Consider the following 15,284-nt stretch of genomic DNA (forward strand, 5'->3'; position numbering starts at 1 on the left):
TTAGGTTCAACTGCCTCGATGCGGCTTAGAAACGGAGTACATCATGCCCCTTTTTACAGAACTTGACGCACGTGACTGCCGATTTCCCAATCGGCCTGTCGTGTTTCAGCAAGCCGATTTGGAAATCGGCGTTACATTCCGAGACCTTCACGACTCCGAGAACACGGTACTTTTAAGAATCATGGAACTTCAATTGATTGTACAAACCGCCCAAGACTTTCTTGTTGTTTTTTATAGAAGCCCGATTTTAAGGCAATAACCCGTTGGCCACTTCCGATCTTCCCGTGCAAGGGGACGGGGCGCGTTCTAAAGGTTCTTTTGTTTTCTGCCGAAAATAGATGCGGAAAAGGAGAGCCCGACGCTCGAATCACGAAAGGAGGCCGCATATATGGCTGGAACAATTTCAGTGGGCGGCGTCGGGGCCGGTCTAAGCCAGGCACAATTCCAGACGCATTCCGCGAAGCGACCGCTGAAGGAGCAGCCGGACGCCTCGATGGCGCTTGGAGCGGTGGCCTTGGAGCTGGTGCGATCCGCCATGGCCAATGTCAACATGGCCACGCAACAGCACGACCTCGACGTGAAAGCCTAGACCCCATGACGCTCCTTTAGGGAGGGACATCGAACACGGATGCGACATGTCCCTCCCTCCCAATTTTTCTTCCTCCAAGCGATTTTTCTTGCCTTCACTCGTATCCGCCACATCCTTGAACACGACCTTGCCGGCGGCAAACGCATCCACGCAATCACACGAATCGGCCGGATCCTTTGGCATCTTGGCGGGATCTTTCCGGTAACGCGAGCTCCGCGTTCGTTGCGCCAAGAAAAGGATATTCGTCCGCCATGACGACTTTTGACGCCGGTGGGCGGTCTTTGCAATAGTAGTTCTAGAAAAATCCATCCGTTTGAAAGGGCTTTTGATGAACTTTACACGCCGTGAATTTTTGGGTCTTGCAGGTCTGTTGGGCTTGAGCGCAAGCGCAAGCGCGCGCATCCTGCCGATTGGCGGACAAAGCGGTCCCTTTCAGGTCGCCATGGTGGGCGACCTGCATATTTCGGACGCGCGCAGCATGGCGCTGGTCTGCAAGGCCGCTGGACAGATCGCCGCCACAAGGGATGTTCGCTTTGTCGTCGTGGCGGGCGACCTGGCCACGGACGCGAAACTCTCCGAACTGAACATGGCCAAGGAGGCGTTGAGGAATCTTCAAGTGCCCTGCATGGCCGTGCCGGGCAATCACGATGTCGAACCGCGCGCGGCGCGTCCCTTCGGCAATTTCGAAAATGTGTTCGGGCCTTTGCATTGGGTGCGCGATCAGAACGGCTGGACGTTCATCGGCCTGAATTCGTGCGAAGGCGCGTCGAGCAACGTGACCATTCCGTCGAGTGAACTGAACTGGCTCCGCAAGCGCGTGAAAGCAATCAAAAGCAACCGGCCCATCGCCTTGATTCTCCACCATCCCTTGAACCCGAACACCAAAGCCTACCGCGTCAAGAACGCGGACGCCGTTCTGGACATTTTTTCCGGTAAAAATCTGAAACTGGCCGCGGCGGGCCATTATCACGGGAATCAGGTCGAGGAACACAACGGCGTTTTATTCACGACAACCGCGTGCTGTTCGTCCACGCGCGGCAATTTCGACAACACAACCGCCAAGGGCTACCGCCTGTTCACATTCGATGGCGATTCGGTATCGGGCGAATTCGTCGAGGTGGCGCCGTAGCCATGGCCGCCGCGGATCTCCGGCTCGAAGCGGTCAAGCAGGAGGCGCGCGCCTGCCGTCTGTGCGCGGGAATCCTTCCACGGGAGCCGCGGCCCATTTTCCGCGCATGTGTCAGCAGCCGCCTGCTCATCGTCGGCCAGGCGCCGGGACTTCGCGTGCATGAAACGGGTATTCCCTGGAACGATCCGAGCGGTGACCGCCTGCGCGCATGGATGGACGTGGACCGCGATGTCTTTTACGACGAGTCGCGTATCGCGATCATTCCCGTGGGGCTGTGCTATCCCGGACGCAATCCGCGCGGCGGCGATTTGCCGCCGCGGCCGGAATGCGCGCCCCTGTGGCATCCGAGGCTGATCGAACACTTGCCCCGGATCCAACTGACGCTGCTGGTGGGCGGTTACGCCCATGCGTATTATCTTGGATTGCGCCGATCCCGATCGGTCACCGAAACCGTGCGGGCATGGCGAAACTATCTTCCCCGTTTTTTCCCACTGCCCCATCCGTCTTTTCGCAACAACCAATGGTTGAAGGCCAATCCATGGTTCGAGGCGGAAACGATTCCCTCTCTTCGACAATCCCTCCACTCGCTGCTTGCCCGGCCGTGACCCGGACGCTTTTTTTACCTGTCCGCGATCGGTGTCGTTGTCATTCCGACAAAATGGCGTGGGCATGGCGGGCAAAATGGCCACGCAGGTCTGCGGCGTATTGTTCGAGAATGCGTTTGCCCATGCCGTCGTGGTCGCCGCAGCGGTAGAGCGCGCGCGCGAGGATGAGTTCGCGGAGCGATCGGTCGCGGTCGAGATTCGGATTGGCGAGTTCGGCGGTCTCACCGGCGGCTTCAATGTCCAGACAGGCGAAACCGCTCATGCCGGGCTTGGCGAGCAATTCGGCGAGCACCGGCGCGGCCTTGGGATCTTTGAGTGTTTCGAGCGCCAAGGCGATGGCGCGGAAATGGGAAAACTCGCTGTTGGCGTTCAATGCGACGGCCTTTTCGAGCAGGGGCGCCAGTCCTTCCGTCTTGCGTGTGCGACCGAGCGCGATGATGAGGCTGTCAACGCGGCTCACGCTCCCGCCGAATTGTCCCATGCCGGTAAACGACCAGCCTTTGTCCCACGCGGCGGCGGCCACGGCCTGGACAAGCGACGGCGCGCCGGTGGCGTCGCCGAACATGCCGAGAACATGCGCATAAACAAGTTTGTCCTTGTCCGAAGCGGCGGATTTGTACGCTTCGCGCAGGAGCGGCAAGGCTTCATGGGGAAAGGCCAGGACGACCGCGACGCCGTCGTACTCGTTGCGCAGGCTGGCGACGGCGGCGGCGATTCGTTCATGCGGAAACGGATACGAATCCTTGTCCGTCAGCGTGCTTGCGGGCAGGTTGCCCTTTTCGACGAGGAGTTTCTGAAGGGCCTTGATGTCAATGGCGCGTGTGCCGGTTCCGGCCTTGGCGGCCATGGCCGCCGCGAGACCCGCCGCGTAACCCTGGTTTTGAATATCGGGCTGCATGCGCAGGATGGGCATGGCGTCGCGGTGGGCGCTGATGCCCAGACCGATGACGAGGATCCCGTCGAGTCCTTTCGGCAGCAGGCTGCGATACGGTGTATAGGCCGAGACGCGCTCCTTGTCCGGCGGCCACAGCGCGAAGAAGGGATGAACCGTGTAGCCGTGCGTGTCGAAATTGCTCTCCGAATAGCCGATCGAATCCGGGTAGGTGCGCTTGTTCCAGATATCGAGCGGGGAGATGGTGAACTCGCCGACGATGCGGCGGCGTTCGCGCGAGTCAATGATTTGGGCGAGGTCGAATGCGGTTTTGTATTTCCGGCGCGCGGCGACGAGGGTCCGCCACGCATCCACGACGTCCGAATCGTCCGTCATCGTGTAGTCCGTGTTTGTGTAGTGCGCGCCGGGTTCGCGCGGCGGCATGCCGGTGCCTTGCACGGCGATGTCGTCAGCATTGATAACGACGCACGGCGCGCCCGCCGCCGCGGCCACGTCGGCGTTGCCGGTGGCGTCAATCACGGCTTTTGCAAGGACGACGCCTCGTCCGTCGGGCGTGGCGACGACGACGCCGGTCACGCGGTTTCCCTCGCGCAGCACCCCGCAACACAGCGATCCGAACCAGATATCCGCGCCGGCCTTGCGGAGTTCGCGGCGGTACCATTCCATCTTCCATTCGACGTTCCAGTCGGACGTGATTGCGCGTTCGAGACCATCCATCGCGGCGACGCCGCGGTCCACTTCGTTCGTGAATCCGCCGCGATAGCCGAAATAGTAGTTGCCGATGAGTCCAAGCGTGCCAACGCCGCCGAGGCCGTGAAGGTATTCGACGACAAGCGTCTTCGCGCCTTGACGGGCGGCGGCAATGCCCGCGGGCGCGCCGCCGGTGCCGCCGCCGACCACGACGACATCATACGATCCCAGCAGGGGCAACGGACGCGGGCCGCACTTGATCGTGTCGAGGCCGGTGTCGAACGATCGAATGCCCGTCAACACTTCCTGGATACTGCCCGCGATGGATCGCTTTCCCTTTGTTGCGGGCACGCGGGCGTGGCGGACAACGGGAGATACTTTCGCCTCCTCGGCGGCGGCGTGGCCGATACGCGATCCGAGGGCAAGGAACGCCAGCGGGCGCAGTAACGCCTTGGCGGCCTCACGCGACACATCAGCGCATCCACCGAGCACGTAGAGGCGATCCGTGTCATTGGGGCGGAACGCATCGAGATCGGCCTTGTCCACTCCGGGCCATGCGCCGTCAAGGCGTTTCCGGCCGTGCATCGGATCCGGCGGTATCTGAAACAAGGATTCCGACGCGCCGACCTGCGCGGGATCCCATGTCATGTCGCGTGCCTGTTGTTCGGCTTCGGCGAACGACGCGAACGAGCCGTCGCGCATCGCAAACGCCAGTGTGTATTCGACGGCCGGAAATTCCGACGGTTGATCCTTCGCGGGGGTGGTAGTGCGCAGGAGCGTGGGCAGTGTTCGGGCCGCAAGGCCGTCGCGCGGGGGCGCGCCAATCGTCATGCGCGTGAAGGCATGGGGACCCTCCGGATACGGCTCGAACGCGCATCCGGCAAGACGGGCCACGGTCGCGCGCGGCGTGGCGTCAACGATGACTTTTGCGCGTATGGCTTGCCGGCCCGAGCGGTTCGCCATGACAATGCCGGCCAAGCGTCCGTCGTCGTCGCGCAGGACATCCGTCACATAGCAACCGTGAAGATACGGAACCTTGGCGCGAATCAACGCCTCGTCGAGGGTACGCTTGATTTGCATGGGCGTCGGTGGAATACGGACGCCGTCCGGCGGTGTGGACACCGCGCCGGGCGGTTCGATCGCGATTTCACCCAGCAGGACACGCCCGGCGGAAGGATGCGCGCGGACATCGAAACGCACGTAGCGCGCCAGAACGCTTATCGAAGCATTCAACGGTATGGCCGTATCAACGAATTCGCCCTGGTTGCTCCGATCGTTCACGATGGTCGCGGCCTCGCGCCATTGTTGCTTGTCCGTGCTGACCGACACGGAGACCGATTCGACGGCGAAATCACGAGGACGCTGGAACGCCACCACGCAGACACGCCCGATGGACTGCTCGCTGCCCACATCCGCCGTAATTGTCACATTACCGGCATACTCGACGCTTTCCTGCACGGCGTTCCGCCACGTGCCGTCGGCCAGGCGCGACGGCGGGTTGGTGTCCTTGTGAACTCCGCTGGATGGGATGCTCGTCTCGTAGGTGAATTTCAGCCCCTTCCCGATCAGCGGCATCGAAGCGGGTGGTTCGGCGAAGAGAGCCTGCGCGAGTTCGTCCGCCGGTTCCTCGCCCGGCTCGAGCCAAAGCCGCCACGTCGCGCACAGGTCTTCGCCGAGATACGGGCGCGACGATACGAGAAAAACGCTGGCGCCGTCCCCGGCCGCCGCGACAGCCGCCGCCACGCCGCCGGACGTTCCGCCCACGACCACCACGTCCACATCATGCGCCACCGGAATGTTTCGCGCCGTTTCCATAACGTGTTGTCCCCATACGCCGCTTGCCCATGCGAAGGCAAGGCTTGCCAATGCCCAATGAATCGTTCGCGAGATGATCATGACCGCGTGCTCCTGTTTTCTTCAGGGCAGGATATCACATTGGCGGAGTCCGTCCGGTAACGGCGAACGGCAATGTCCGAAATAATCCTCTGTTAAACCCGTAAAGATATTTAAAAGACACTGCGTCTGGCCCAGTAACGCCGAACCCAGAAGGGCCGGCGGTCGGTAATGGTTTCTTCGGCTATGGCTTCGGTCCATTCCGCAAGCAGGCGATCCCCCTCGGCCCATGCAAACGGCGGATCGGGCGGGGTGGCCGTCCATGCGGATTCGACGGCGTCGCGTTCCGGTGCGAACATGAGGCGGTATCGCGCCGGATCGCGCATGACGGCGCGGTGAAAACGTTCGTGCCGCCACCAGAGGGAATCGTCCGGCGATGAACCGGGAAGCGGGCCGATGTCCAACGGCTGCCCGACGCAAAGGGGCTTGAACAAGCCCGTGCAGGGCGCGGCCGTGCCCGTAACCCAGTGGCGCGCGCCGGAGGGGCGCAGTTCGGCCACCCAGGAGGAGGTGGTTTGCGACGCTGCGAGAATGCCGCCGGCGTGCATACACGGGGCCGCCATGCCGCCGTTGATCGGCGAATAGCGCGGTTCTGCATGGTCCTGCCCGTGATCGCGCAACAGCGCAAAACAATCGGTAAGACGGGCACACGCCTTCGCCAGCCGTTCCGTGCGCGCGCGCCGCGTACGGCACCGGCTCGTGCGTGTGTAGAGGTAATCGGTGTGTTCCTCCGCGAAACCGGGGATCGTCAAACCATTTGAGATGGCGCGAACATGTTCGACCGGTTCGATGGCCCATTTGCGCCCGGCCGTTTCCAGAACGAACGCGCCACGCGGATCCGCAACCATAAAACTGTTGTGATAGGTAAACGCGCGGTTCTCGTAACCGCAGCCGCCGCCTTGGCCGAATGCCTCGATCAGCGCCACGATCGTGTCGCACGCCTCGCGGGCGGTTGAAGAACGTTCCAGTGCGAGCCGCACAAGGTCCATGCCCGTCAGGCCGGTCCGGGCGTAGGGTTGACGCGTGAAAACCGCCTCGTTGCCGACAACGACCCCGTGTTCATTCGCGCCCATCTCGGCGCCCCACATCCAGAACGGGCGGCTGATTGCAACGGCGTGCGTTTCGGCAACCTGTGGGATTTCAATCCAAGTACAGACCAGACGGGCGCCATGGGAATGCGCGCGGCGCGGATGCCATTCGATGCATTGCGCCTCGTTCGGATCGCGATCCGAATTTTTCGCGAACCAAACGGCTTCGTCACGGATGATTACGATGGTGTCACACATGGGCACGGCATTTGGTGGCGTTTCAGGCTGTTATGGGGTGTTTGCCTCGTTGCTGTTTTCGGGGTCGGATTGGCAATGCCCGATTGCCTTCAAAAGGGCCAGTAGTTTTTCGCGCATCAACAAAGCGCGGGTTTCGCAGTCCTTGTAGATGCCAAGGGTCGTTTCGGCCAAGTTCAGCGGATCGCTTCCTTCGAGGTTGTCCCGTTCGTATCGCGCAATCAGCGCAAGGGGTTTGCAGCAGGGATGCACCTCGCTGAACACGCGTATTTCCTCATCCAGGCGCGCCAGTTCGGCGGCGATCTGCCGGGCATGTTTCACGCCGCGCGTTTGCTTCAGGCAAACAAGCAATTCTTCCGTCCATTCGATGCCGCGCCGTGCGAGAGTGGCGAGTTTCTCGAAGCGCGAGGCCAGTTCCGGTCCGCGCACATTGACGAGATCGGGATCCGGCGGATTGTAATAGAGAAGATGGCGGGTGGCGGGGGATGGGAGATCGGAGGGCGAGGTCTGGGCAAGGCCGCTCAGGTGTTGCAGCCACATCGCGCGATAAGCGATGCGAAGGAGATCGCGATCCGTAATCGGACGGCGTAGGACAGGATACCATGCGAGGCAGCCATCGGATGCAAACCGAGTCGTATAGAGGTCAACCGGGACCATTTCGGGGCTTTCGTCCATCTGCCGGATCGGTCCGTCTCCGTCGTTCTCCAGCAAGTACTCGACGGCGCGCATGACTTGTTCCGGCTGGATCAGGGCGCGTTCGTCCATGCCCACGGGCACGTTGTCCGCGCGGCCGATGTGGGCGCGGCGCCACTCGATGGCGCAATGGCCTTCGCCGTACGGTCCCGTCTCGCGGAAGTGAACGAATCCGACGCTTACCAGCAGCACCTTGCAGTCCATCGCGGCGGCGATGTGCATCGTGCCCGTATCGTTGGTGATCAACAGCCGCGCCCGCTTCAGGATCGCGGCCAGTTGGGGGATGGTTGTCTCGCCGTACAGGTGCGTCGCGATGCCCGGCGCATGCTGTTCAAACACCTGTCCCAAATGCGCCTCCTCGCGCACGCCCACCAGGAGGATTTTGGCCTTGTACTTGCCGGCCAGCAAACGCGCCAATTCCGCAAACCGGATTTCCGCCCAGCGTTTGCTGTCCTCGCTCGCGCCGAGTTGCAAGCACACGATGAAATCGGATGGCGCGATGCCGTGCCTGCGCAACAAATCGTCCGCGAAGGCCTCGTCCTCTTCATTGGTTTCAAACACAAGGCGCCGCTGCGGATCGACGTCTTCCAGAAAACGCTGCGAGATGTCGCATAGATTCAGGTCGTTGTATTCACGGTGAAAAACGCTGGTATAGAAGTAGTTGATCCAGCGGCCGCGCAACACGTACTGCCAGTCGTCGGACAGGTGCGCCCCGACGACTTTCGGAATACCGGCGAGTTTCAGCAGCATCGAGGAGGCGATGCTATGCGTGCAATTGAACGCGATGTCGTAGCGCCCGTCGCGCAGGCGGGCAATTTGTGCCTCGGCGGTACGGTATGCGCGCAAAAAACGATCCGAGTCGTCGGATCGCATATCAAGGTACATCTCGTCTTCTTCGTGAACCAGCACCTCGTTCACGTCCGGATTGCGCTGCGCGATGGCTTTGCCCATGTTGCGGACCATATAGGCGATATGCGCGTCCGGATACTTGCACCGAAGCGCCCGCACAAGGGGGGTCGTCTGGAGAACGTCGCCCATCCGGGTCGTTTGCATCACGAGAATGCGCATGGTAGTTGTGCTCAAATGTCGGGATCCTGTCGCCGGAAAAAGGCATTTAGCCGATTGATCTGATAATACACCGGAAATTCCTTTTCCAATCATCTGCGTTCATCTGCGTCATCTGCGGATTTCCTTTTTATCCACAGATGACACAGATGGCCGCAGATTGAAAACCAGACGTTTGTATTCGAGGCGGACGCTTCCAAAGTTGAGCAGCAGGGATTTATAAAGACCGGAAGCTCTCAAATAATTGATCACCTGGGATTCCTCCACGCCGGTCAATTGTTTCAACGCTTTCAGTTCCACAATCAGCGATCCATAACAAACAAAGTCGGCCTTGTAAAAGGTATCCAGTCAATTGATCTGATAATGCACCGGAAATTCCTTTTCCAATCATCTGCGTTCATCTGCGTCATCTGCGGATTTCCTTTTTATCCACAGATGACACAGATGGCCGCAGATTGAAAACCAGACGTTTGTATTCGAGGCGGACGCTTCCAAAGTTGAGCAGCAGGGATTTATAAAGACCGGAAGCTCTCAAATAATTGATCACCTGGGATTCCTCCACGCCGGTCAATTGTTTCAACGCTTTCAGTTCCACAATCAGCGATCCATAACAAACAAAGTCAGCCTTGTTTCCAATCATCTGCGTTCATCTGCGTCATCTGCGGATCTTCTGTTTATTTATCTTTCAATGCGATCAGGGTTTCGGCAAAATCGCGGACTTCTCGGAGGTAGGAGAACACCTTTTCGGGGTAGGTCAATTCCTGCACGGGCTTCTTCAATAGTTCATTGATATTGTCTTGGGAGAAAATCGTATCCGCGGGCAATGAAGCAAGGTAACGTCCAAGATCCGTATCGCGTCCGACGTTTTCGGCCATCTCGGCGACGGTCTTTTGAACACGAATGCCTTTTCGCAGGAGCCGTGCGCCGTACTTTTCGATCATGACGTCGAGCATCCGTTGCGCGCGATGCCGATATGTGTGGTGGGCCAGAACACGCCGGCGCGCCCGTTGGGCAAACGCGGCCCGTTCTTCGGGACGGGCGAGAAAATAGTCTATCTTTTCGCGCAGTTCCGCCAGATCGCGGTAGACGGGCAACTCGGTATCGAAATCGAACAGGGCATCGAGTCCCTTGCAGGGATCGCACAATTGGAATCCGCCGCAGGCGGCAATCTCGAACACGCGCGGATTGATGGCGTCGCAATCCGGATCCACGCCATCATGCACGGTGCTCGAATGCAGATTCAGGTTGATCTTCGTTCCTGCCACGATTTTCGCGAACCGTTCCGGCGTGAATCGCGTTTCGGGATCACGGACGAACATCGCAAGTTCACGCGAAGACCAACCGACGCCCCAAAGGTTGAGCCGGTAATCGGTAAGGCCCTTGAACATTTCAAGACGGTTGTGATATCCCGCACCGGCAAATGAGAGATCGCAGCCGTATTCGGCGCGCTCGGCTTCGGTAAGTTCGACGGGGCGATGGATATCCGGATCGCAGCCGGTTTGGACGAATGCGCTGCACGGGCAGCCCGCCCGCGCGAGTTGATCCTCGAATTCGCCCGGCTGGATATGGAAAAAAACGTCGTAATACGGGGCAATGTCGCGCCAGTAAGGAAGGTGCCGCCAGTTTTCAACGTACCAGAAACCGGCAATGACCCCGTCGCGGGCCAGCCGCACGGGAAAGGTTTTGTCCACGGGCGCCTGCGCCATGACGATGCAGATGTCGGGCCCGAATTCGGACACACGGGCGTAGGTCCATTCGCAGAGGCAATGCGCGATCATGTCGCCGATCCGGCGGGCGTTCTGCTTTGATCGAATGCCTTCCGTGGCTTCCCGGTACATCGGCCATGCCTGCGCGTTGTCCACACGCAACACATTGTGCCCCAAGGCGCGAAACCCGCGTTCCAGGTATTGGGTAATCGGCAGCGAGCCTCCGTACATCGGCCCGACGACGGCAATGCGCAACCGCTTTGCGCCCAGCGCCGCCTGCACGACCATCCGCGTCATCGCGTCCGTTTTTTCGGGATACAGCCGGGCCGTGGGCGGGTGGATCAGGCATTGCGGGACACGCCCGGAAAAGGCACTGAAGCCCGGTGACGCCGCAACGGTTTCTGGATCACCCACGGCCAGCAGGACATCGCGGCCACGCAATACGCCCTCGGCGGCCAAGCGCGCAACGGCAGGATTGAATTCGATGACGGCGGCCTCAATTCCGCGATCGAGCAATTCCGCCACGTGATAGCCCAGTCCCGCGCCGAGAACAAGCACGGGGCGTTTGGCGTCGAGATTGGCGGAATCAATCAGGCGGGTTGCTTCTTCACGGGGATTGTAGCGGCTGTGCAGAAAGACGTTTCCCATTTTGATCGTGGCATCGCCGCCCCGCCCCGCTATCATCACGATGTTTTCGGGCACTGGGACCGAAGCCAGTTCGTCCAACCATTCGCACAGCGGTTTCATGGGACTCTATTCCTGCATGATTCGGCGATTGATTTCCGCCAGCAAATCCGCCGCCGCCACGTGATGCGGCATGAACATAATCAACGTCTCAAGGCGTTCGCGCGCCTCGTGCAATCGCCCGCGCTTCATCAGGAAACCGGCGCCGTGGTACGCGAGTTCCGCGTTGCCGGGCGCGAAGTCCATATAACGAACGACGATGTCCTCGATGGCGTCGAGCCGGCCGAGTTTTTCCGCCGCCGCGATGAGATGGGGCAGAAGCGCAGGATGATCGAAACTGGATTCAAGGGTCGTTGACAGCGCATGAAAAGCCTCTTCGAGGCGACCCTCGGACAGATGCACGAGACCCAGCGCTCCCCATGCACGGTCAAACCGGGGATTGGCGGTCAAGGCCCGTTCGAGCAACGGGTGGGCTTCGCCGGGACGGTTCATCGCAACGAGCAGGATGCCGAGTTCGCCCTCGACCATCGGATCGGCCCGCATCCGCAGGATTTCGCGATAAAGCGTTTCGGATTCTTGGAGCCGTCCCAGCCGCGCCATAGCCGCCGCGATGATTCGCCGCTGCTCGAAGGCATCCACGCCGAGCGCCTGATCGGCCAGGATCGCCGCCGCCTCGAATTGCTCGATGTGCAGCGCGTCCCGCGCCTTGGCCAAACGGTCCGCGCCGGGTTTTCCGGCGATGAGCATGTACTGATAGGTGCGCAAATCCTGCACGTCGGTGTCGTCCTTCGGCATTATCACCGCCCGGCCCAATTGCAGCGATCCGTCGGGACGGCACGGCAGGTCGCCCGGCGGCGCCATGCTCAGCGGCTGCAAGCACAAGACTTCAAGCCCGGCGTCCTCGGCCATCTTGCGCATCGTTCGCGCGGTGAAGAACCGCAGGTGCGTCCGGTCGAGAATGCCCGCGTCGGCGTAATCCCAACCACCGTCCAAGAGCATCGCGACGACCTGGTAAAAACGCACGTTTGGAACGCTCATCAACATGACGCCGTCGTCCGCCAACACACGCGCCGCCTTACGCAGGACCGCACCCGGATCGCGCAGGTGTTCGAGCACGTCCGCGAACGTGATGCAGTCAAAATAACCGTCATCGAAGGGAAGTTCCGCCGTCTCGACGTCCATGCAAAGCACGCGATCAAGCGCATTGCGCGCCATGGCGGCGGCCCGTTCGACCACTTCGATGCCGCAGACTTCCTGAATGTTCCGTTCCTGTTTGAGGGCACGTCCGAAATCGCCGCAACCGCATCCCACATCAAGCAGGCGCCGAACGCCCAGCGGCACGAATTGCGCCACTTCCGGCCGGGTGTTCGCATAATATCCGCCGGGCTGGAACCGTGATTCGCCGGTATACCCGCCGCGCCGGGTTCCCGTTTCAGCGGCATCCACGATGTATTGGAGCCGCAGATCGTAGGTGTGCCGCAAACGCACGAGCGCCTGGCCCGCCGCCGCGATGCGCTCGCGCGCCTCGTCGTCGTTCAGATAGCGTTCGATCGCCGGAATTGCATCCTCGTCGCGGCGGTACACGACCAGATGCCTGCCGTCCTCGAAAAGGTCTTCGAGTCCGCCGGCCTCGTCGGTGATGACCAGCGCGCCGGAGGCCATGCCCTCGAAGACGCGCATATTGACGTCCCGGTTGACGCAGGCATTGAACACAATCTTGCTTTGCGCGTAGATTTCGGCCATTTCATGCGGCCAGAATCGCCCGATGCGGCAGTTCGGGAACCGTTCCCGAATCGCGCGCAACAGCCGCGGGCGCCGATCCGTCGCGTCGCCGTCCACGCTGCCGACATAGGCCACGTCAAAGATCCGATCGCGCGCGCCGACGGCATGCAGTTCCAGGGAACAGGCCAGCGGCAGCCATGCGGCATTCGCCACGCCACGGGCACGGAACCATTCGACTTGGTCCTTCTGTGCGAGGAAGACGTAATCGAAATGCCGGGCGATTTCCAGCCGGACTTCGGGATCGAGGTGGGTATCTATGAGGTAACACGCCTTGGGGCAGTCGAGGCGTGACAGGTTGGCCGGCACATGCTTGACGCCGGAATCAATCCAGAGGTACAGATCCGGTGTGAAATCCTTTGGAAGCCGTCCAAGTATTTCGTCGCACGACGCCTCGAGCGCCAAGTCTATGTCGTGTGCCGCATAGGGCGGGGGATCGTCCGTGAATCCCCACGTGCGCAGCAACGTCTCCGGACACCGAAGGCCGGCGGTGACCACACGATGTTTCTTGCGCGCGGCCGCCTCGAAATAGCGCCCCGTCGTAAAGGGCGACGCCACGTAGTGCATGAGGATCCGGCGCGGACGCGGCGGCGTGCGCGGTGTGTGACGCACGCTGGCCTCCGCGGCTTCTTCGATGGCTTCACGCCATTTTTCGATAAATGCGCCCATGGGAAACTTACGCGCCACGGTTGCGCGTCCACCCGCGCCGATCGTCCGGGCAAGCGCATGGTCGTCGAGAAGCGCCTGCAAATGGGCGCGCAGGGTTTCCGCGGAATCGCCGACAAGGCCGTCGCGCCCGTGCGTCAACGGGGACGTATTGTTCGCCAGCGCGACGACGGGCATGCCGCAGGCCATCGCTTCGAGCATTGCGAGGTTGTAGCCGTCCTCGTATTCCTGGCGCGTAACGTGCAGGAGGCACCGCCGTGTGCGGTAGAGATCGATAAGATCGGCGAACGATTCGGCGGGACGCGCCGCGGGGAGATTGGGATCAACGCCGGCGATTCGATTGGCGATACCGGCGCACGCCGCCTCCTGCAAATCCACGTCGAACATGAGGTTGCGTTCGCGCATGGCGTTGCCTACCCGGAGAACTTCCTTTATCCCACCCGTATATCCACCATATTCCTCCACGTCCATTCCCGGCAGGATCACGCGGCCCGGCACACCGTAGTCCGCGCGTTTCGATTCCGAAATGAATACGAACTCAAAGGCCTGCCGCAGCCGCGCCAGCAGCCGTTCGATGGCCTCCCCGACGTCGCCCGTTTCGATGGTTGCGGCCTCGCGCAGAAAGGTCTTGCGATTGTGGCAGACGAGGATTTTGGGAACGCGCCCGCGCAAGAGATCGAGGGCGTTGCTCTCGTTGTGCGCAATGGCCACATCGTAGCGCGCGGCGGCGATATCCGCCCGCCATTGTGCTTCCGGAACGAATTCGATATTCGGGGGCACGGGCCGGAATTGCGTCTGCCACGTGCGCGCCAGCGGACCCTGCTCGTACAGCCCGACCGACAGCCGGTAGCCCGTTTTGGCCATGAGGCAGAGGTACGGCTCATGAAAATTGAATGTCAGAATGCGCGGCTGGGGCATAAGCGTGCGGCAAGAATCCCGTCTGCAAATCCGCCGTCCGTGATGGCCGGTCCACAATGGTTCCTTCAGCCCTGCGCGGCTTTCTCGCGCAACAACGCGACAATTTCGGCCTCGGCCTCCGCGCGCGGGGCCAGTTCATATTCGAGCAGGTCGCCCAAGAGCACGCAATCCCGTGACTCCAAGGCGCCGGCGGCTTCCTCGACAAATCGGTTGAGTTCCTCGTGCGCCTTTATCAACGGCGTGCCGGACAAGACCAGCGAGTCCGCGTCAAGACCCAGCGCGCTCAGGATCTGCAATTCGCGTTCCTTGATGACGCGCCAGATTTCGGCCAATTGCTGGAACGGTTCGTATCCCGCGTCGGGATCGTCGCCCTGGAAGATTTCCGCCAACCGGTGGCAGGCCTGCGGCAATTCGGGCAGCACCTGTTCCAGTTCGTCGAGACTTTCCGCGACGAGGTCCGCAATCGGTTCGGATTGGATTGATATCGCTCCCGTGGAATCCAGCGGTTTGCCCGAAAGTTCGGCGGTCACCTCTTCGGGACGCAAGACGCGCCCGTCCACCGACACGGAAACCATGGCGCGGCCCCGGCTCCGCAGTTCCCCGGCAATCCACGCCAGCGCCTCGATCGCATCTTGCGGCATTCGTTCCCATGCGCCGCCGCGAACCCCGTCGATCGTCACATCCATGTGTTT

At 61.1% G+C, this 15,284-nt stretch carries 11 protein-coding genes; 3 read left to right on the forward strand and 8 right to left on the reverse strand.

Annotated features, from left to right (window positions below):
* Window positions 1-388 precede the first annotated feature (388 nt).
* From P5540_14685 to P5540_14695, 3 genes are all read left to right on the forward strand, one after another.
* A complete protein-coding gene (locus tag P5540_14685; protein HRT66061.1) occupies window positions 389-589 on the forward strand; it encodes a hypothetical protein in 201 nt (66 codons plus the stop codon).
* 328 nt (window positions 590-917) lie between these two features.
* Window positions 918-1,718, forward strand: coding sequence for a metallophosphoesterase (locus tag P5540_14690; GenBank protein ID HRT66062.1), 801 nt, complete (start codon window positions 918-920; stop codon window positions 1,716-1,718).
* Between the two features lie 2 nt (window positions 1,719-1,720).
* Window positions 1,721-2,323, forward strand: coding sequence for a uracil-DNA glycosylase family protein (locus P5540_14695; GenBank protein HRT66063.1), 603 nt, complete (start codon window positions 1,721-1,723; stop codon window positions 2,321-2,323).
* Between the two features lie 40 nt (window positions 2,324-2,363).
* Here the strand turns inward: P5540_14695 and P5540_14700 are convergent, their stop codons facing one another.
* The 8 genes from P5540_14700 to P5540_14735 form a co-directional block, all read right to left on the reverse strand.
* Window positions 2,364-5,801 carry an FAD-dependent oxidoreductase gene (locus tag P5540_14700; protein ID HRT66064.1) on the reverse strand — a complete coding sequence of 1,146 codons (3,438 nt, stop codon included), beginning with the start codon at window positions 5,799-5,801 and terminating at the stop codon, window positions 2,364-2,366.
* A 110-nt stretch (window positions 5,802-5,911) separates the two neighbouring features.
* Window positions 5,912-7,084 carry a carcinine hydrolase/isopenicillin-N N-acyltransferase family protein gene (locus P5540_14705; protein HRT66065.1) on the reverse strand — a complete coding sequence of 391 codons (1,173 nt, stop codon included), beginning with the start codon at window positions 7,082-7,084 and terminating at the stop codon, window positions 5,912-5,914.
* 30 nt (window positions 7,085-7,114) lie between these two features.
* Complete coding sequence (locus P5540_14710; GenBank protein ID HRT66066.1) at window positions 7,115-8,857, reverse strand: glycosyltransferase family 9 protein; 1,743 nt, start codon at window positions 8,855-8,857, stop codon at window positions 7,115-7,117.
* Window positions 8,858-8,950: 93 nt separating this feature from the next.
* Entirely contained in the window at window positions 8,951-9,187 is a 237-nt protein-coding gene (locus P5540_14715; protein HRT66067.1) for a GxxExxY protein, read from the reverse strand.
* 58 nt (window positions 9,188-9,245) lie between these two features.
* Window positions 9,246-9,479, reverse strand: a complete 234-nt coding sequence (locus P5540_14720) for a GxxExxY protein (protein ID HRT66068.1) — start codon at window positions 9,477-9,479, stop codon at window positions 9,246-9,248.
* A gap of 34 nt (window positions 9,480-9,513) precedes the next feature.
* Window positions 9,514-11,292: a glycosyltransferase gene (locus P5540_14725; GenBank protein ID HRT66069.1), complete on the reverse strand. Its 1,779-nt coding sequence runs from the start codon at window positions 11,290-11,292 to the stop codon at window positions 9,514-9,516.
* 6 nt (window positions 11,293-11,298) lie between these two features.
* Window positions 11,299-14,538, reverse strand: a complete 3,240-nt coding sequence (locus P5540_14730; protein HRT66070.1) for a glycosyltransferase — start codon at window positions 14,536-14,538, stop codon at window positions 11,299-11,301.
* A 119-nt stretch (window positions 14,539-14,657) separates the two neighbouring features.
* The gene (locus P5540_14735) at window positions 14,658-15,278 is read right to left on the reverse strand and encodes a hypothetical protein (GenBank protein ID HRT66071.1); all 621 of its coding nucleotides are present in this window, start codon (window positions 15,276-15,278) and stop codon (window positions 14,658-14,660) included.
* Window positions 15,279-15,284: the final 6 nt, after the last annotated feature.

It is taken from the genome of Candidatus Hydrogenedentota bacterium (assembly GCA_035450225.1).
Classification (GTDB): domain Bacteria; phylum Hydrogenedentota; class Hydrogenedentia; order Hydrogenedentales; family SLHB01; genus DSVR01.